At 37.5% G+C, this 19,535-nt stretch carries 21 protein-coding genes and 1 pseudogene; 8 read left to right on the top strand and 14 right to left on the bottom strand.

Translation table 11 applies throughout. From position 1 onward, the window contains the following. Positions 1–239: 239 nt before the first annotated feature. From NSQ40_RS06575 to NSQ40_RS06565, 3 genes are all read right to left on the bottom strand, one after another. Positions 240–656, bottom strand: coding sequence for a PH domain-containing protein (locus NSQ40_RS06575; RefSeq protein ID WP_098158634.1), 417 nt, complete (start codon positions 654–656; stop codon positions 240–242). Between the two features lie 151 nt (positions 657–807). Next, on the bottom strand, positions 808–1,224 hold the full coding sequence (locus tag NSQ40_RS06570; RefSeq protein ID WP_098158633.1) for a VOC family protein: 417 nt from the start codon (positions 1,222–1,224) through the stop codon (positions 808–810). A 398-nt stretch (positions 1,225–1,622) separates the two neighbouring features. Then, positions 1,623–2,534 carry a DMT family transporter gene (locus NSQ40_RS06565; protein WP_098158632.1) on the bottom strand — a complete coding sequence of 304 codons (912 nt, stop codon included), beginning with the start codon at positions 2,532–2,534 and terminating at the stop codon, positions 1,623–1,625. 366 nt (positions 2,535–2,900) lie between these two features. On the opposite strand from NSQ40_RS06565, the gene NSQ40_RS06560 reads away from it, so the two are divergent. The 5 genes from NSQ40_RS06560 to NSQ40_RS06540 all read left to right on the top strand — a co-directional run bounded on the left by NSQ40_RS06560 (position 2,901) and on the right by NSQ40_RS06540 (position 7,462). Next, a complete protein-coding gene (locus NSQ40_RS06560) occupies positions 2,901–3,632 on the top strand; it encodes an alpha/beta hydrolase (protein ID WP_018764047.1) in 732 nt (243 codons plus the stop codon). Positions 3,633–3,724: 92 nt separating this feature from the next. After that, a complete protein-coding gene (locus NSQ40_RS06555) occupies positions 3,725–4,243 on the top strand; it encodes a YjcG family protein (protein WP_003195963.1) in 519 nt (172 codons plus the stop codon). A 1-nt stretch (position 4,244) separates the two neighbouring features. After that, positions 4,245–4,667, top strand: a complete 423-nt coding sequence (locus NSQ40_RS06550) for a GNAT family N-acetyltransferase (protein ID WP_003195962.1) — start codon at positions 4,245–4,247, stop codon at positions 4,665–4,667. Between the two features lie 101 nt (positions 4,668–4,768). Further along, positions 4,769–6,832, top strand: coding sequence for an ATP-dependent helicase (locus NSQ40_RS06545; protein WP_098158631.1), 2,064 nt, complete (start codon positions 4,769–4,771; stop codon positions 6,830–6,832). A 162-nt stretch (positions 6,833–6,994) separates the two neighbouring features. Then, positions 6,995–7,462, top strand: a complete 468-nt coding sequence (locus NSQ40_RS06540; RefSeq protein WP_098158630.1) for a CotY/CotZ family spore coat protein — start codon at positions 6,995–6,997, stop codon at positions 7,460–7,462. Positions 7,463–7,694: 232 nt separating this feature from the next. Here NSQ40_RS06540 and NSQ40_RS06535 read toward each other — a convergent pair whose 3' ends face one another. Together NSQ40_RS06535 and NSQ40_RS06530 are read right to left on the bottom strand one after the other, a co-directional pair. Beyond that, on the bottom strand, positions 7,695–7,892 hold the full coding sequence (locus NSQ40_RS06535) for a hypothetical protein (protein WP_003195959.1): 198 nt from the start codon (positions 7,890–7,892) through the stop codon (positions 7,695–7,697). Between the two features lie 113 nt (positions 7,893–8,005). Then, the gene (locus tag NSQ40_RS06530; protein WP_033795971.1) at positions 8,006–8,365 is read right to left on the bottom strand and encodes a DUF1360 domain-containing protein; all 360 of its coding nucleotides are present in this window, start codon (positions 8,363–8,365) and stop codon (positions 8,006–8,008) included. A gap of 201 nt (positions 8,366–8,566) precedes the next feature. Between NSQ40_RS06530 and NSQ40_RS06525 the strand changes: the two genes are divergently transcribed. After that, complete coding sequence (locus NSQ40_RS06525) at positions 8,567–9,061, top strand: CotY/CotZ family spore coat protein (RefSeq protein WP_003195957.1); 495 nt, start codon at positions 8,567–8,569, stop codon at positions 9,059–9,061. Positions 9,062–9,127: 66 nt separating this feature from the next. Here NSQ40_RS06525 and NSQ40_RS06520 read toward each other — a convergent pair whose 3' ends face one another. After that, positions 9,128–9,796 (bottom strand): CotO family spore coat protein, encoded by a 669-nt coding sequence (locus NSQ40_RS06520; RefSeq protein ID WP_341286077.1) that lies wholly within the window; start codon positions 9,794–9,796, stop codon positions 9,128–9,130. A gap of 310 nt (positions 9,797–10,106) precedes the next feature. On the opposite strand from NSQ40_RS06520, the pseudogene NSQ40_RS06515 reads away from it, so the two are divergent. Next, positions 10,107–10,889 (top strand): annotated as a pseudogene (locus NSQ40_RS06515) (exosporium glycoprotein BclB-related protein); the annotation flags it as partial. Between the two features lie 369 nt (positions 10,890–11,258). Continuing rightward, positions 11,259–12,140, top strand: coding sequence for a hypothetical protein (locus NSQ40_RS06510; RefSeq protein WP_341286076.1), 882 nt, complete (start codon positions 11,259–11,261; stop codon positions 12,138–12,140). Positions 12,141–12,236: 96 nt separating this feature from the next. On the opposite strand, the gene rfbD is transcribed toward NSQ40_RS06510, so the two are convergent. The 8 genes from rfbD to NSQ40_RS06470 form a co-directional block, all read right to left on the bottom strand. Further along, positions 12,237–13,079 (bottom strand): dTDP-4-dehydrorhamnose reductase, encoded by an 843-nt coding sequence (rfbD, locus tag NSQ40_RS06505; RefSeq protein ID WP_098158627.1) that lies wholly within the window; start codon positions 13,077–13,079, stop codon positions 12,237–12,239. Between the two features lie 6 nt (positions 13,080–13,085). Next, positions 13,086–14,057 (bottom strand): dTDP-glucose 4,6-dehydratase, encoded by a 972-nt coding sequence (rfbB, locus tag NSQ40_RS06500; protein WP_098158626.1) that lies wholly within the window; start codon positions 14,055–14,057, stop codon positions 13,086–13,088. After that, positions 14,054–14,620 carry a dTDP-4-dehydrorhamnose 3,5-epimerase gene (rfbC, locus tag NSQ40_RS06495; RefSeq protein ID WP_098158625.1) on the bottom strand — a complete coding sequence of 189 codons (567 nt, stop codon included), beginning with the start codon at positions 14,618–14,620 and terminating at the stop codon, positions 14,054–14,056. The genes rfbB and rfbC overlap by 4 nt, the downstream gene beginning before the upstream one ends. Then, the gene (locus tag NSQ40_RS06490; protein WP_098158624.1) at positions 14,617–15,366 is read right to left on the bottom strand and encodes a sugar phosphate nucleotidyltransferase; all 750 of its coding nucleotides are present in this window, start codon (positions 15,364–15,366) and stop codon (positions 14,617–14,619) included. Before NSQ40_RS06490 ends, rfbC begins: the two co-directional genes overlap by 4 nt. A gap of 268 nt (positions 15,367–15,634) precedes the next feature. Then, positions 15,635–16,303: a glycosyltransferase family protein gene (locus NSQ40_RS06485; protein WP_098158656.1), complete on the bottom strand. Its 669-nt coding sequence runs from the start codon at positions 16,301–16,303 to the stop codon at positions 15,635–15,637. 730 nt (positions 16,304–17,033) lie between these two features. Continuing rightward, positions 17,034–17,657: a cephalosporin hydroxylase family protein gene (locus NSQ40_RS06480; RefSeq protein WP_098158623.1), complete on the bottom strand. Its 624-nt coding sequence runs from the start codon at positions 17,655–17,657 to the stop codon at positions 17,034–17,036. 184 nt (positions 17,658–17,841) lie between these two features. Further along, complete coding sequence (locus NSQ40_RS06475) at positions 17,842–18,510, bottom strand: glycosyltransferase family protein (RefSeq protein WP_098158622.1); 669 nt, start codon at positions 18,508–18,510, stop codon at positions 17,842–17,844. Between the two features lie 117 nt (positions 18,511–18,627). Beyond that, complete coding sequence (locus NSQ40_RS06470) at positions 18,628–19,374, bottom strand: TylF/MycF family methyltransferase (protein WP_098158655.1); 747 nt, start codon at positions 19,372–19,374, stop codon at positions 18,628–18,630. Positions 19,375–19,535: the final 161 nt, after the last annotated feature.

Here is a 19,535-nt window from a genome sequence, read left to right as displayed (position 1 = left end):
AAAGCAAATTTGATTCCTTTTACTATTTATGAAAATTCCGTCTTAGTTATTCGGCTTTTCATACAATTCATATACATATCAACTTCACAACTTATATAGCCAGCAAATATTAAATTTTAATAGCAAAATATAAAGTGAAACTTTAATCAGTGGGAAGTCTTCATCCCCCGCCTCTCTTCCTCGTTTCCCCCTGTATCTCGAGGGAATATAAATAAGAGTGGTCCTTGAGACCACTCTTATCAATCGTTCATTATATGATGTTCTACTTCAATTTGTGGATGGATACTTTTTAACAAACAAACAAATTGTTGCTTATCTCGAGGGGAAACAAGGGCTGTTTCAAATTGAGAACCATAAAGTATTTCCAGTCTATCAAAAGACAATGCCGGAGCTGCTAGTGGATTTTGGTTTTTTGAAATTTTTCTTATATCTTTGATTGAAATCCTTTTTTTCATCAGCCCATATCGAATGATGATCTGTTCATTTTCTACCTTATACCCTGTTGTAAACCAGCTCCAAATAAGAAGAATTACAAAAGGAATGGTGAAAAATAGAAGAAAATAATCCCTGCCTGCCAGAAAAGGAGCTAAACAAGTAGCGACTCCCGCAAAATAAATTGGATATAACCATGCATCTTTTTTTGATGGAAAGTGCATATAAAACCACCTCAATACCCATTATATACCAATTTATACTAGGAAACTTTTGAGACTATATAAATCTATTTTGATTTTTCAACACATAAATCGAGACAGCTACCCTGCATAGACAGTACAACTTACCAAACCTCTATGAACTGTGAGAGGGTCATGCTTTTCTGGTCGAACCCAGAACCTCTAAATAGTGCTGATTGTACATAATGCCTAGAATGTTCCCAAAGGGGTCGACTACGGAGGCAGTGATGAACCCCTCGCCGCGCTCTGTGGGTGCCTCGTACTCTTTTGCTCCCATAGACAGCAGCCTTTTGAAGGTTGCTGTTACATCGTCGACGTGCCAGTACACTACAGCACCGGCCGGCCCGATCGCTGAACTATCGGGCGCGTAGCGGCTATCGATCAGGCCCAGCTCGTGCTGGTAGTCACCAAGGCGAAACTCGGCATATCCTGGACGTTCGAAGTATGGTTCGATGCCCATTAGCTCAGCGTACCACTTCTTTGCTGCTGCCAGATCATCCGTCCAAAAACTGACTGTGGTAAGTCCTCGTAATGTCTGTGCGTCGCTCATAATTGATTTCCTCCTTAGTGTTGAGTAATCTGTTTCGATGCGAAACTAAATGCCATCTCCTGAATTAACTTCGATTTACTTAAGAATAATCCTTTCTCTTATTCAAGAAGATCGCACTTGAACGGAATAACATGAATGACGCTTTTAAACATCTTTATTGTAAATGTAACGATTTTATTTGTAATATTTGTACTCAACAAAAAGGAGATTCCCACTCGTTTTCTCTCTTTGATTCCACTTGGCATGGGGCTAAAAAAGGCTCTGACCACTTCTATCCATCGGCGGATCCTCTCTCCCAACTAAAAAGAAAGGGGTTTATTTCGTTTTTTCAAATTGCATTTATATTAAAAAAACTACTAGGATTTCTCCTAGCAGCTTACTAACTATCTATAAATACACTACAGCTCTTGCGTAACTGCTGCGCTGTGTACTGGTTCTTTCTGCACGCGCTTTTGCTGCTGCAACAAGAAAATAAATACACCGAACAATACGAGAATACTTCCGATAATTTGCATCATATTTAACTTCTCACCAAGCAAGAAAAACGCAAGTACCGATGCTCCAACAGGCTCTCCTAAAATACTCATTGAAATCGTTGTGGCATTCACATAATTTAATAGCCAGTTATTAATCATATGTGAAGCGGTTGGTACAATCGCAAGCAAACTGAAAATCCACCAGTCCCACGTAGAATATCCTGTAAACGGCACACTCATGATTACGTTATAAATAGCGATAAATATTCCCGCAAATGCAAACACGGTAAAGCTATAAATCCAGTGCGAAACTTTTTTTACCGTTGTTTGCCCAATGAATAAATAACCAACAACTGCAATTACACTTAAAAAGGATAAAATATCCCCGAATATCGCTTCTCTGCTTAACCCTAAATCTCCCCATCCAATACACATTACACCAAGGATAGCAATCCCCATTGTGGCAATCGCTGAATAAGTCGTTCTTTCTTTAAACAGAAAAAAACCTCCAACTAGCGATACGATTGGCTGGAGCGCTAAAATAATCGTTGAGCTGGCAACAGTTGTAAACTTTAAAGATGCGAACCATAAAAGAAAATGAAGTGCTAAAAAGAATCCTGATCCTATTAAAAAACACCAATCTCGCGCTTGAATTCCGCGAAATTCTTCACGCTTTTTCCAAACAATCGGAAGCATAAAGATTACAATAATCCATAACCGATACATACTTAAAATTGAAGATGGCGCTGAGGACATCTTTACGAAAACAGCTGCAAATGAAATAGCTATAATGGAAACTGCTAATGGTAGTGCAATTGATTTTTCTTGTTTCAAAGTTGCTTTACCCCTCTCTCTTTAAAAATTCCCACTTCATTATATATAAACCTAATTTAATCTTTCAACATATAAATCTTCGTTGCGAAAAACAAAAGGGAACCCACACTTACTGCCTCGTTTTGTTTTCACTTGGGATGTGGGCTGAATCACTTCTAACCAGCGCCAGACCCTCTCTTCCGTCTAAAAAAAAGCTTTTACCTCAATCTTTCTTCCATCATATAAATACTAATTTTTTAGATTCTTCTTACCATTATGGTAAAATAGAAAATGAGAAGCACAGTAGTAGATGCATCCTTACATCTTCACTACCTGCGCTACCCTCACAGGGCAACTACAGCATATTTTTATTTAGGGGGATCATATATGAATCAAACAACAGGGAGAATAGAAGAACTTTCATTTTACAGTACATCACTTCAAGAAGAGATTACACTTCTCGTCTATTTACCAGCTAATTACACGCCGCTGCACAAACACACCGTTGTAATTGCACAGGACGGAAGAGATTATTTTCAGCTTGGTAAAGCGCACCGCGTAATTGAACGTCTTCGTGAAAATGAAGAAATTGACCGAACAATTATTGTCGGTATTCCATATAAAAATGTTCACGATCGTAAAGAAAAATACTTTCCAAACGATGTAAAAAATAGCGCATACATTCGTTTCCTTGCGCATGAACTCGTTCCATATATTGATGAAAATTATCCAACCTATCAAATGGGAAAAGGTCGTGTATTAATCGGTGATTCCCTTGGTGGTACAGTGTCCTTTATGACAGCACTTATGTATCCGCATACATTCGGTAAAGTCGTTATGCAATCACCATTTGTTGATGAAACAGTGCTTAGTCTTGCAAAAGATTTTACAGAACCACACGCATTGGAAATTTATCATGTAATTGGGACGGAAGAAACCGCTGTAAAAAGAACGGATGGACAAGTTTCTGATTTTGTAGAGCCAAATCGCGAGCTGCATGCATTACTTACAGAAAGAAACTTCATCACACATTACGAAGAATTTGAAGGCAATCATACATGGAAATATTGGCAAAATGATTTACCAAAAGCATTTTCTTATATTCTATCAATGAAATAATAGGAAGCGGTGTTCAGAATTATTTGATATAATAGAAAAAGAGATTTATTTTCTCGAAATCTAACTAGACTTACAAAGGGAGGAATATAAAGATGAAACTAGGCATTGTGATTTTTCCATCAAAAATGATTCAAGATAAAGCAAACGGATTGCGTAAGCGTTACGATCCGCATTATGCATTGGTTCCACCACATATCACATTAAAAACACCCTTTGAGGCACCAGATGAACAATTAGAAGCGATTGTACAAGAACTACATGCAATTGCAAACAAAACAAATCCGTTTACCCTTCATGTTGGAAAGGTAAGCTCATTTGCACCTGTTAATAATGTTATTTATTTCAAAGTAGAAAAAACACCTGAACTTACATTGTTAAATGAAGAAATGCATAAAGGATTCTTCACACAAGAGCGTGAATATGCATTCGTACCACATTTAACAATTGGACAAAATTTATCAGATGCAGAGCATGCTGATGTATTAGGTCGCTTACGTATGAAAGACTTTTATTACGAGCAACCAATCGACCGCTTCCACCTTCTATATCAATTAGAAAATGAAACATGGACAGTATATGAAACATTCCATATTGGAAAGGAGAACAACTAATTTGCAAGCACAAATCGTACAAACAGACGAACAGCTAAGAGACGCATTCTCTGTACGTAAACGAGTCTTTGTTGAAGAACAACATGTTTCTGCTGAAGAAGAATACGATGAATTTGAAGAAACTTCTAAACACATCGTCATATATGATAAGGATATTCCAGTTGGGGCAGGTCGTTTTCGCATTGTTGATGGCATCGGGAAAATGGAACGGATATGCGTCCTCTCTTCTCATCGCAAAAAAGGAATCGGAAAAATCATTATGGACGCGCTCGAAGCATATGCGAAGGAAGAGTCGCTAGCAAAGTTGAAACTCCATGCCCAAACACAGGCTGAATCCTTTTATAAGAAACTCGGATATCAAACCGTTTCCGATGTGTTTATAGAAGCTGATATACCACATGTTGTTATGATAAAAGAATTATGATTTTCTAAACAGGAGGTAACCCCCTCCTGTTTTTTTCATTGCTATTTTCTTTTTCTTCCGCTAAAGTTAAAAGTTGATGCTATAGTTTTGAAGGTGAATATATGACTCAAGAAAAATTTTCACAAAAATCATTAACACACGCTGACGTTCCGCAAGCCACGTATCATATTCCAAAAACTTCTGCCAATTTAATTGTAGAGAAAGATAACGATGCGGCTTATTTTCGCGCCCTAGAGCAGCAAGGTGTGTATTTAAATGAAAAACAATTAGAAGCTGTGCAAACGACAGAAGGTCCCGTTCTTACATTAGCTGGAGCTGGGAGCGGGAAAACATCTGTTTTAACAACTCGCGTTGGCTATTTAATTAATGTAAAAAATGTTCATCCACGCAACATTTTACTGCTTACGTTTACACAAAAAGCTGCTGAAGAAATTCGAAGCCGTGTAGCAAACTTACCTGGTATGAACCATGCTGCAAGCCGCTATGTTGTCGCAGGTACATTCCATTCCGTCTTTTTAAAATTACTTCGCAGTCAAGGATACAACCAGCAGATCTTAGCAAATGAAAAACATAAACAAATTATGATAAAGAAAATCTTAAAAGAATTGCGCTTAAAAGACGATTATGACGCTGAAACGATGCTCGCAATGATTTCACTCGAAAAAAACAAATTAAATCGTCCAAAAGATGTCCAAGCAAAAACACCCGTTGAACAAGAATTTCGTGAAGTGTATGAACGTTATGAAGATGTAAAACAAAGATATGGATATATAGACTTTGACGATATCTTACTAGAAACATTCTATATGCTTGAAAATAACGCACCTTTATTAACACAATTACAAAATAGATTCCATTACATTGAAGTCGATGAATTTCAAGATACGTCGTATGCGCAATATGAGATTGTAAAACTGTTAGCTTCGCCGCGAAATAATTTATTTATCGCGGGAGATGACGATCAAGCGATATATGGCTGGCGTGGTGCAAGCCATCAAATTATCTTATCCTTTCCAAAAGAATTTGATGATACAACCATTATTGCGTTAAATACAAATTATCGTTCTAATCCTTTTATCGTGGGGCTTGGAAACGAAGTGATTAAACTCAATCAAGAACGCTTTAAAAAAGAATTATATTCCGTTCATGAAGAAGGTATACAGCCATTTTATGCGCGTCCTGCAACTACTCTTGATGAAGCAAATCAAATCCTGCAACTCATTCAAGATAAAGTAGCGAGTGGCGAACGAGAATACAAAGACTTCTGTTTGCTGTATCGTACACATTCTGTCAGCCGTTCTTTACTTGACCAGCTTACAATTCATAAAGTTCCGTTTATTAAACACGGTGCAAGCCAATCGTTCTATGAGCATTCTTTAATTAAGCCCGTACTCGATCAGCTACGTCTCGCATATGAACCGTTTCAAATCGAATCGCTCTCAAGCATATTGCCGACGATGTATATCGGCCGTGATGAATGCATCTCATTTATTGAACGTGAACAATGGAAATACGGCGAAGGAAGATTCCCTTCCCTCCTGCATTTTCTATTGCTGAACCCGAGTTTAAAACCATTCCAAGTCAAAAAAATAAACGAACGAATTGACTTCATTAAATTCATTAAAGAATTAGAACCAAAGAAAGCACTAAAAGAAATTATTAAAGGTAAAGGTAAATACTTAGAGTACTTACAAAGTAATGACCGTTCTTCCTTTACGATGCATAAAGACATCCAAGAAGAAATGCTTGAAGAACTTATGGAATCAGCAACTCGTTTTACTGATATTCCTGCTTACTTAGAATTTATTAGTGCAGCTATTCAAAGCCAAAAAGAAATGGAAGCATTAAAAACAATGCAACAAAAAGATGCCGTATCTCTTATGTCCATTCACAATGCAAAAGGACTGGAATTCCCGTGTGTCTTTTTACTCGGAGCAAGCGATGGCATACTGCCTCATTCGTCTTCTTTAAAAGATGCAAATGACCGCGTAACTGACACATCTGAAGCGTTAGAAGAAGAGAGACGGCTTATGTACGTCGCCATCACGCGTGCAAAAGAAGAACTTTATATTTCCTCCCCGCAATTTTTTAGAGGAAAAAAATTAGATGTATCGAGATTTTTATATATTGCCCGGAAAGACTTACCAAAAAATCCAACACCTTAACATGTGGTGCTGGATTTTTTCATATCTTTCTCAAGTAATATCTGCTTATTGTCCAACACAATTTATAAAAATCTCCTAGACCTCACCTTTGTCTCCCGTAATATCAACTCTTCTCGACTCATATTCTAATAGTAAAAACTTGAGGATAGGGAAGTGAACAATATGACCTGTAATTCTAGCGACGAGCATGATATATACTTTGATGAAAGTTGTGTATGTAATATCGTCAAATTCATATATGAATTACAAGAATGTGCATCCACTGCTTATTTATCACAATATAATGCTCCATTCCTCCGTCCGCAATATACAGCAAAAGCAGCAAACACACGTCCATTTATTTTATTCACAAAATCAGGAGACCCATTTGAAGCATATGTTCCTTCTGCAAATAAAAATTGCCACTCTCCTATTTTCCGTGTAGAAAGTGTAGATGAAAATTGCTGCGCTGTACTTCGGGCATTAATCGTTATTATAGGTAAAGAACCTGACAAGAGCCCAAATCCCGTCTGTACTTACTTAACGATCCCGCATGCTAAATTACGTGCAACCTCTTCTTGTGTCACGGTTGATTTGCATTACTTTTGTGGTATTCAATGTTTACGTGATGCATTTGTTACAAACTGCTGAATATATAACAGCATAGTATAACCTTTTAACATATAATTTTTCTTGTCCATTAACTTCCCGATTCTTCACCATAGTATCTCAATATGTCCGCAAAATTAACCCTTCGCTATATGCCCTGCTTTAAAGGTATATAACTCTCCGATGCAATATAGCTTCATTGTCTTATTACAAAAATTCCTTTTCATATATTTTCATACAAAACAAAAACACTCACGATAACATGAGTGTTTTTTCAACCTTGATTTTGTTGATTAGAAATGTTCTTTTTCTTACCACAATTACAACCCTTTTTCTTTACGAAGCCTTGTTGCTGTAATTGCTGCGCTTGCTGTTGTTGCTGCGCTTGTTCTTCCTGTAACTGTTGTTGCATTTGCTGCCACTGTTGCATATCATATGGATTTGGTTGCAGGTTATCTTCCATAACAAACATCTCCTCTGCTGTGCAATTCTATCTATTCACTATATGAACAGCCTTTCCTTTCTGTTCACCTATTTTTATGTTATTAAAGTCCGATTTTCCAACTAATCATCAGTTAAAAATCCCTATTCTTCAACAAATCTCCCAATTATCGTTTCAATAATAGCTGCTGCCCCTGCGAGTGCCAACAACGCTAATACAGGTTCTGCAACTTTAGGAATCCAATGATAAAAGAGAAGTAAAAATGCACTAATCCATACACCTGTACACCAATAACAACTTAACAATTCACCAATCCATTTTTGGAGTCCAGTCCCCTTCACTTTCATATATGTAGACATAGTTCCATCGTGTTCTTGAATTTGTACTTCTTCAATAAAAGGAGAGCGTATAAAGCTGGTAATTTTATCATATACAATGAGACGCGTAAACCGAAACACAGCTAACGAAAAAATAAAGAATAAAAGCCAACTATTGAAGAACATTCTTCCCATCTCCTTATTTCCATTTACCGAAACATAAAGCATATCGCAGTATCCAACAAACGGAAGATTTTACTCTCCTTTAAATGAGGACAAATAAAGGCTTATCCTTGAAAAAAAAACATCCTATGAACCGTAACCGATTTGCTCCTATTTCAATACTCTAATAGTGTAAATGAAAACTAAATATAAGGAGTGAAATTCATGAGTTGTAAAGATGAAAGACATGATCATCACCATCACCGCTCAAACTGCGTATGTGACGTGGTAAAATTTATCGATGAATTACAAGATTGTGCTTCTTCCGCTTGCCCGACAGGCTGTGACGCTCCATTTTTAGGAGCAAATCAAGGTGCTAAATTCGCAAACACTCGCCCTTTTTTGTTATATACTACAGAAGGCGAACTTTTTTCTTCAGTATTCTTCCTAGAAAATGATCCTACAACACCAAATGATGATATCTGTGCACGTTCTCCTATTTTCCGCGTAGAGAGTGTAGATGATTGCTGTGCCGTATTACGGATATTAGTTCCACCTACACTTACACGAGAAACGTCCCAAACACCTGAGGATATTGTTTGTGCGTTTTTAAAACAAACAATACCACAATTAATCTCTACAAATTTATCCATCACAGTTGATTTAAATTGTTTCTGTGCTATTCAATGTTTACGTGATGTAAATGTTCCAGGCGTATAATCGCTTGATTAGAACAATTTGTAAAACTAAAAAACTATGAGGTGGTAGGTATTACTACCACCTTTTCTATATCCCCATAATTTGAATCGATACAATCTCTTCAAACTTCACATGAAATGTTTCAAATGTTTGTGGTGAATTAATAGATACATAACCATCTTCGTAATTGGTAATAAATCCTACGTATATATCCTTCTCTGCTATGACACGGCATTTTACATTTGGAATGTAATGCGGTCTATGCATAAAAAAATATATTTTCTCTTCATTGTTCATATCTTTAAACGATTTTCTCGTCAAATCCTTAAAAAAAACTTGAGATTTCCCATCCTTTTTTTCTTCCGCTTCCTCATCTATCACTTCTGTTGATTTTTCAGCTTCTTCTAGTCCCTCTGCCACATTTGTTACTTCTGTTACTTCTTCCACTTCTTCCACTTCTTCCACTTCTTCCACTTCTTCCACTTCTGCTACTTTCGCTAACTCAATACTTTCTGCAATATCTGAGCTTACTTGTTGATCTACCTCTTCATCCGATGTAACAGTTTCTTCTTGAATCAACTGTTCTACTTCGTCTTCTTTCACAACATTTTGCACGTTCTCCTTTTGTTCAGAAACGCTGTGATTCAATTTAATAATAAACGTTTGTTGTATACTTAACTTACCTTTCTCCAAACTAGGTTCCGCCGTATAAAGAAGCGGCTGGTTTTTTATCTCCTCAGTTTGCTTTTTAGTCAAGGTTCTCCCTCCTGTCAACAACACTTCTCTTCAAAGTATATTCCCAAAAGTGAAGAACTTGCTTTTAAATTTATAAACAATACGGAATCTACATCATTTTACATAAAGATATTTTAAGCTAAGTTTTGATAAAAAAAAGCGCCCTATTTTTAGAGCTACCCAGTACCATAATTTTCTACCCTTCATACAATATATACAAGTTAGACATTTTAAATTATTTTTATCAAAAAGATTAGGAGGAATTAATTTGAATAGGTTTAATAAACATAACTGCATACCGCTTAATTGTTTATTTCCTTTACCTGAACCCGGACCGACTGGGCCGACTGGGCCGGCTGGGACTGGCGCTGGGCCTACTGGGCCTACTGGGCCGGCTGGACCTACTGGGCCGACTGGGCTGACTGGAACAGGTAACACGGGGCCGACTGGGCCGACTGGGCTGACTGGAACAGGTAACACGGGGCCGACTGGGCCGACTGGGCTGACTGGAACAGGTAACACTGGGCCGACTGGACCGACTGGGCTGACTGGAACAGGTAACACGGGGCCGACTGGGCCGACTGGTGGTGGTGGTGCTATAGTTCCATATGCATCTGGTTTGCCAGTTGAGTTAGTTAACACTGCTATTGCAGGGATTATTCAAGCTAGTACTGGAGCTGTCCTTGGGTTTGGAAATAGCTTCTTTGGCGTTGGTGTTGATGTTCTTGCGGGAGACATAACTCTAAATGATTCTGATCTCTTGGATTTCGCATTTGTTGCACCTCGTGCTGGAAGAATCACATCATTAGCAGGTTACTTTAATGCTACAGTAGACGTAGTCGTAGGAGCAGGATTCCCCGTACAAATTCAGATGCAATTATATTCTTCACCTGGCTCTAGTGATACCTTTACACCAATAGGTACTCCTTTACTATTAAATCCACCCTTCAATGGAATAGCTGTTGGTGATTCTGCAAGTGAGATTATTCCTCAAAATATCCTCGTAGCTCCACAAGATAAAATATTACTAGTTGTCTCTACACACATACTTGGCACTGGCATTCTCGTTGCCACTATCATTGGCTTTGCAAGTGCAGGTATCACATTCGAATAACTAAATTATCACCAGACAATATCACTAGATCGCTTTACGAAAAAGAGATATTTTCATCACATAAAAGCTGAACTAATATGTTTGAATGAACACTAAAAGAGAATAACGGTTTAAGTAGCAAGACTTCGATATTCAATTGGATTCTTGCTTTTTTCTTTATCTGTTTTATCGCTGTCTATGGCTATGATTAGAATAATCAAGAGGCCACAAAGATTCCAAGATTCCTAAATTACTTTGAGTTAAGATGCGATTTAAAAAAAGCGCTCCTATTTTGTGGAGTGCCCAGTACCATTATTTTTTATCATTCATACAATGTATAGATGTTTCTCTATTTATTAAATTTCATACAAAAGATTAGGAGGAATTAATTTGGATAGGTTTAATCAACATAATTGCATACCACTTAATTGTTTATTCCCTTTACCTCAACCCGGACCGACCGGACCAGCTGGTCCTACTGGTCCTACTGGACCTACTGGACCTGCCGGAACAGGTAATACTGGACCGACCGGACCAACGGGGCCTACTGGACCGACGGGGCAAGCTGGAACAGGTAATACTGGACCGACCGGACCAACGGGGCCGACGGGGCCGACGGGGCCGACGGGGCCGACGGGGCCGACGGGGCCGACGGGGCCGACGGGGCCTACTGGACAAGGATGTTGTCCATGTAACAACCTGCTCGACAACCCTGGATTTGATGATGCACCGACAGGGGGGGCAGATCCGGTTCCAGGTTGGAATCAGTCACCGACAGGTGCCCTTGTAGTCGGTCAGCCAAACGCTCACAGTGGCATTTTACTTTCACCAACCGGTGGCACTCCACCCACTGAGCCATTACTCCGTATCCAAACCGTGCAGATTCAACCAGGCGCATTTATTAGCCAGACGGTCCCTGTTAACCCAGGGTGTTGCTATACGCTTTCCTTTGCCGCAGATGTAAGGGATGGTGGCATACTCGTAGCTTCTGTATCTTTCCCAGCCCTTGGTCAGGATTGTCCTCCTACTATTGCGGAAATTATTGCAGATGATATCCCACACATTGTACCATCTTCACCTGCACCTCAATCTGGCTTCCAGCATTTCACTCTTGTTATATGTGTGCCTACTGGCATTCCTGTTGTAGACACAGCTTGCATCACTTTCCAAAACGCTTCTACATCAGGCGGAGTAGGGGCATCAGCCTTTGTTGACAATATCGTATTTCAACCTACCGGCGGACCTTGCGATGATCCATGCGGGCTGGATTAACGAAATGACGGCTCCTTAGTAGAGCTACCATTTCCGGGCTGTGGAGAAAGTCTTCTCCACAGCCTACTTTGTATATAAATGCTTCTTCATCTGTCATTACAAAGTTTCTATTACATATTCTCTCAACGCTTCCTCCCATTGCCTCATAGGAGCAAAACCATTCAATTCTAGGCACAGATGCTGTAAAACCGAATAGCGTGGTCTTTCTGCTTTCACTCCATATTCTTCTGTTTTCACAGGGATGACTTTAACATCCGCTCCCATTCCCTGAAAAATACGAGTAGCAAACTCAAACCAAGAACATTCCCCCCGATTTGACACATGGTAGGTTCCATACTGATTCGTTTGTATCATTTCGCCGGTTTTACATACTAGATCTTTTGTATAAGTAGGACACCCAATTTGATCACACACAACGCGTAGCTCCTTTTTTGTCTGAGCCAACGTCTGCATTGTCCGCACAAAATTTGGACCTTCCCCGCCATACAACCATGATGTTCTCATAATAAAGTACCGACTGTGAAAATTTTTTACTGCTTCTTCCCCCGCTAGCTTGGAAGCACCATATACATTAAGAGGATTTGTTTGATCAAATTCGTGATAATCACGCGCTTGCATTCCATCAAATACATAATCCGTACTAAAATAAACAAGTTTCGCTCCTATTACTTCCGAAGCTACCGCTATGTTCCTTGTCCCCAATGCATTTATAGCATATGCTTCTTTCCAATTTTCTTCAGCAGCATCTACTTTTGTATACGCAGCGCAGTGAAGGACAAGATCTGGTTTTAGGTTTTTCATGATAGGATTAAGTGACGTAGCATCTGTAACATCTAATTCTTTTCTTGTAAAACTATAGAGTATATCCCCTTTTTCTGTAAAATAAGCAATAAATTCTTTACCAAGCTGACCTCCTGCTCCTGTAACAAGTACTTTCACTTTATCTCACCTACTCTTTAATGGCTTCCACCATTGTTCATTCTTCCTATACCATTCTATTGTATCCCCTAAGCCTTTTGTAAAGGAGTATACCGGTTTCCATCCCAGTTCTCTCTGTAACTTAGACGAATCGATTGCGTACCGCCAGTCATGACCAAGGCGGTCTGGAACGAAGGATATCATATTCTTTGATTTTCCTAGCTTTTCTAAAATCATTTCCACAATCTCTATGTTTCTCTTTTCATTATTACCTCCAACATTGTATATTTCTCCGTCCCTTCCATTATGCAGAACTAAATCAATTGCCGTGCAATGATCGAATACATGAAGCCAATCCCGCACGTTTTGTCCCCTCCCATATACAGGAAGTTCCTTATCTTCCATTGTATTTGTAATCATAAGCGGAATGAGTTTCTCTGGATATTGATATGGACCGTAATTGTTAGAGCAGCGTGTAACAATTACAGGAATTTTGTACGTTTCGAAATAAGAAAGAGCAATTAAATCCGAGCTGGCTTTACTAGCAGAATAAGGGCTATTTGGTGAGACAGGAGTCTCTTCTGTAAAATAACCAGTTTCCCCTAGAGATCCGTACACTTCATCTGTTGAAATGTGAAGGAATCGCTGAATACCAAAAGTTTTAGCAGCTTCCAATAATACAGCTGTTCCTACTATGTTTGTCGTATAAAATTGCATAGGACCCTGTATACTTCTGTCTACGTGCGATTCCGCTGCAAAGTGCACAATACTATCAATTTTGTAATCTTGCATTACAGCTTGAATTTTCTCAGCATCTCTTATATCTCCTTGTATAAAGGTATAATTACTAAGAGGTTCTATATCCTTGATACTAGATAAATTGCCAGCGTATGTTAACAAATCATAATTAATAACATGGCAATCAGGATACTTCTTGAGAAAATAACGGACAAAGTTACTACCGATAAATCCTGCTCCTCCTGTGACTAGTACATTCATGTCAATGTCTCCTTAAATTGAAAGTAATGAGTTGTTTCTGTAAATTTAGGCAACATGCCATCTTTTTCTGATAAAATTGGGTTACTAACGGGCCATGAAATAGCAAATTCTTCATCATCCCATGCTATCCCACTATCACATGACGCGTCGTAAAATTCATCTACTTTATAATGTACAATTGTGTGAGGAACGAGTGTACAAAAACCATGTGCAAATCCCTTTGGTACAAGTAACAGTCGATGATTATCACCCGTTAGCAAAAATGATTGCCATTTCTTATAGGTTGGGGATCCCTTCCTCAAATCCACAATAACATCGAAAATCGCACCTTGTATAACCTGTACGAGCTTTGTTTGAGCTCTTGGTTCTAGCTGAAAATGCAGCCCTCTTATCACACCCGCTTCCTTTGAATACGATGTATTGTCCTGTACAAATTTGTGGTGAATACCGAGATGCCTCAGCACCTTTTCATTATAACTTTCCTTAAAATACCCGCGCGCATCATGAAACACACTCAGCTCAATGAACTTAACATCAGAAAGAGATGCAGGAATCGTCTTCAACTCTTCCCTCCCCCTCCATTAAACTCATCACCAAAATCTACATGTTGCGCTAATGTATTCGCTTTATGCAGTGAAGGGTGCGTTCCGGCATCCGTCCACCATCCTTTCAGCGTATCGTAGGTAAGTACTCCTCTTGCCAAATACTCATTATTAATATCTGTTACTTCCAATTCTCCTCGATTAGAGGGTTTTAACTGACTGATCATCGAAAACACACTGTTATCGTACATATAAATTCCGATTACAGCATAGTTGCTCTTTGGAAAAGCTGGTTTTTCTTCAATGCATACAATCTTACCATCTTGAATATGAGGGACCCCAAAACGACGCGGGTCATCTACTTCTTTTAATAAAATTCTGGCTCCTGCCCCTTGCTTTCTGTAATTTTCTACATACGGTTTCAAGCTGTCAGAAAAAACATTATCACCTAAAACGACAATCATCTTCCCATTTCCCACAAACGTTTCGCATAATCCAAGCGCCTCAGCAATTCCTCCAGCTTTCTCTTGTACACGATATGTGAAGGACACCCCAAAATCAGCTCCACTACCAAGAAAACTGACTACATCACCCATATGTTCTTTCCCGGTAATGACAATAATATCTGTAATCCCGCATTCCCGAAGCTTATATACAGAGTGATAAATCATTGGATAGCGACCGACGGGAAGCAAATGTTTATTTGTGACCTTTGTAATCGGGTACAATCGAGATCCAGTTCCACCGGCAAGGATAATCCCTTTCATTTTATCCCTCCCCCTTCAAACCATTTGTATTTTTGGTTCATACACTACACCCTTCAATTTTCATACATTATCAATTTAACCTTGTAAACTCTCTACATACCCTATATATGTGCATAATGCTTTTCTATATTCCTCTTTATCTAATTCCTTGCTTTAAAGTTGATTACTTTCTGTTAAGGGACTACTAAACAACAAGAGCTTATACACTCTCCTGTTTACCATCTGAAATATTGGCACACTTACACTTAAGCTCTTACTATCTATGGTTTTATAAAAAAGGCATATATTCTTGTATAAATACCTTTCTATACGCTTCATATGAAAGCGCATCAAAGTCATCCCCGCAATAATGTATACACCATGATTCTAATTGACTTGCTACCCCTACTTTATATCCTTTCTTAATAAACTCTAAACACTGCGAAATATCATAAAAGTGGTAGCCCGTAAACAAGTCTTCCCGCCAAGGTAAATCATATTGTGTAACCATTAACAGACCATCTACCGCTTGCACGGGCACATAAGGTATACGATGCTCGTACTGATCAAACGTAAGAGTGCGAAAAGCTCCTCTTCTCTCCTCAATAACTTTCCCAACCATCTCTTTTCCCTCCCACCATACCCCACTCTCAGGAATCTTTTTACATCCAATCATTCCAAACATACCTAATGAAGAGTCATTTTGAAATAAAGATAATACGTTAAATAAAAAATAGGGGGAAATAATGAATGTATCTTGATGTAGATAAATTTTATACTTGGCATCATGTAGCATTGCTTGATTATATCCTTGTGTCATACTCTTAGAATTACGAACCGCTAAGAATTCTATCGTATACGCTTCTGGAACGTACAAACATTGTATATGTCTCTTACATTTTCCATATAGTTGATCATCATTTACACAAGTAACAAATAAAAATGTATTTTCAGCCATTTCCAAATTCAACCTCCTTAAATTTGCCGTTTAAGAACTAGTTGAAAATATGATTTGTAAAAGAGTCAACAGTCCATTACTTTTATCGCTATTTAAGGTTGCATATTATTCCGAAAGTCACTAGGGTACAAAAACTTTATTATTATTTAGAGACAATATTTTGTCCCCCTCCACCGTTTCCCACCTTAATTAAGTGAAATTGAATCTTACTGTTGTTCTAGCCTTTCTTTAACTTTATCTGATGAAAAAATTAATTAATACAAACAGCTAGTATTCTTCAGCTTTTGAACAAAGAAAATGTTCTCTACATATTGCTTTTTACACTCTAACCTATCCTATTTCAGAATAAATATACTTGTTTCCGAATACACTTAAACCTTCCTAGTTTTTATTTCTCTTACACATTACATTTCCTACCTATATATGCCTTTCATGTAAGCGATATATTCGAAAGCAATAAGTACAAAAAGGGGTTTTTATTGTATTATTCAAAACATAATTATTTACTAAGCTTTGAAATACCTATTATAAAAAAAGGGCTGTCTCATCAGTTATAAGACAGCCCCAGTAATTAAATACACTTTACATTTCATAATTTCACTGTAATATTTCTTTGTTCTCTAAGACATTTTTAAAAATCTCACTGTGCTTTTTTGGAAATAGAACGCCTAATCCAAATGAATACCTAAATTTAATAAAAGTATATTACATATATTTTTTAATGTACCTTTCACCTTACCTTGTATAAAAAGCCGTTAGGATGAAAAGTTACAAAGAATTTATGTTTACTTCCATCTATGACAAACTCATTATTTTCCTTCAAAAATTCTTTTAGTGCTTCCATTGGCCCTGGTCCCCAATTCGGTAATACAGGATGACCGTTAATGTTCGTATCTTCTACAACTAAATAGCTTCCTTTAGTAACTACTTTACTATATAATTCCAATTCATTTAGCACATGATTTTTACTATGATCGGAGTCCAAAATTACCATGACCACATCTTCCGGATTAATCATGCTTTGTACTTTTTCCATAGCTTCAGAGGAGGTTGAAGATGCTCGTAAATAAGTTAATCGTGGGTGAATGGGAAGATTTGGCTGAGGTTCTATATCAATAGAAAGAACTTGCCCTTTTTGGATTAGATCCAACATTGATGAAAAAAACAGCGCACTTCCGCCATTACATGTCCCGCATTCAATTATAAGATCAGGCTTAATTTGATAAATTATTTCTTGATATAAAAATAAATCCAACGGACATTTTTGGATTGGAACGCCCAACCATTGGGTGTTTGTGCCCCATACTAAGCTATCATAATAATGTTTATGAAACTCTTGAATGAAATCCCTCATATAAAACACCTCTTTTTAGTTTTCATTTATTTCATAAAAGTGTGTGACACCAAACATAATATGTTTAAAAAGAAGAATTATGAATTAATTCATTCCATATATGCTCAATCTTCCTAGTGTATTATAAATCTACTGTATGTTGATTCCACTAAATTATTTCATACAAAACCTATACCTGCTGCTTTCAAGTGACATATTCCCTATAATTCCGAACAAAAATCTCTCTACTTTCTTCATAACCAGCCCAGTTTATAATACCTGTATCATGAAGACACCAAGGACTTTCTTGTCTAACAACTCCGACCTCATATCCGGCTTTCACAAACTCCAAACTTTGGGAAACATCGTAAAAATGCCACCCTTGAAATAAATCTTCTCTCCATAAAAGATTATATTGAGTGATCATAATTACACCGTCAACAGCCAACACGCTCTCATAATCGTTTACTACGCTACGATCTAGCGATAAATCTACGCTACCTTTCCCTTTAAGTGTAGTATACATTCCCCCATAGATGTGTGAACTATGAAACATACATCCATTTGGTAATGTTTTTGCACCTGCTATCCCAATCATTCCTAATTTAGAATACCTCTCAAATAATGTAATTATATCGTGTATAAAATTTGTATTTAAAATATAGGCATCCTGATGCATATATACTTTATATTTCGCATCACTTTTCCCCATTGCCCGGTTATATCCAGAAGTAAGGCTAGCAGCATTTTCAATAGCTATTGTTTCAATTTCATATCCATCAGGAATTTTTAAGGAATGAATATATCGCAATGACGTGTTATACTCTTCAAAATTGTTAACACAAGATATGAAGCTTATTTTTTTATCATTCATCTTTTTATCCCCTATTAATTCAAAATTAGAGTTATTTTCCGTGCTTATTTCTTCACATTTTAAAGGTAAGAAAAACTAACATTGAATCAACTCCTTTTACCTTAATTCAACAGTTTTTTATTTTCGCCAATATACCGACTGATTGTCGATCTGAATAAGCGAGGCCTGAATACCGTGTTCTCTGCGAAAATCTGTAACAGCTGCTTCACACGGAGGTAAAAAATAATCATCTACAATGATAAAGCCTCCGTTTGAGACTTTATTGTATAAATTTGTTAGGCTATCCATTGTAGATTCATACAGATCCCCATCAAGGCGCAAAATGGATAATTTTTCAATCGGAGCAGTGGGTAATGTATCCTTAAACCACCCCTTTAGAAATCGAACATTTTCATCAAGCAAATCATATTTTCGAAAATTATTCTGTACTTCCTCTAAGGATACACGTAAATAATCAATGGTGTGTATCCAATTTAGCAATCTATCATTTGGGTACTTTTCTTCATTTACAGTTGGCAATCCCTGAAACGAATCTGCCAGCCACACTTTGCGATTTGCAATTCCATGTACCTTTAGGAAGCCACGCATAAAGATACAGGAACCTCCTCGCCACACACCTGTTTCAATAAAATCACCCTCTACATTATCCTTTAAAACGGTTTCCATACACATCTGTAAATTATCCATACGGACACGGCCGATCATACTATGAGCAATTTTTGGCCAAATTTCTCCCATTCTATGTTTTTCAGGATCTACTGTTGTGTGATTAAATTGAAAATTATGTAAATCTAAACTGAGGCTTTGTTCGTATTCTTGCCAAATTTCAAATAATATCGTCTTCTTCAGTAACTCAAGATACATCTTTCTTCCTTGCTCAATATACACTCTACCCTCTCCTTTATGCGATACTCTGTATAAAACTATACTTTTTCTATAATCATTTCGAACTTTCAATTGTTATAATAATTTATATAATATACCTCATTCATTTCATTCATACATTCTTCAACATATTCAAAAAA

The organism is Bacillus sp. FSL K6-6038, assembly GCF_038050455.1.
Lineage (GTDB): Bacteria > Bacillota > Bacilli > Bacillales > Bacillaceae_G > Bacillus_A > Bacillus_A pseudomycoides.
Note: the sequence above shows the minus strand (reverse complement) of the source record. Positions and strands in the feature narration are given on the sequence as shown.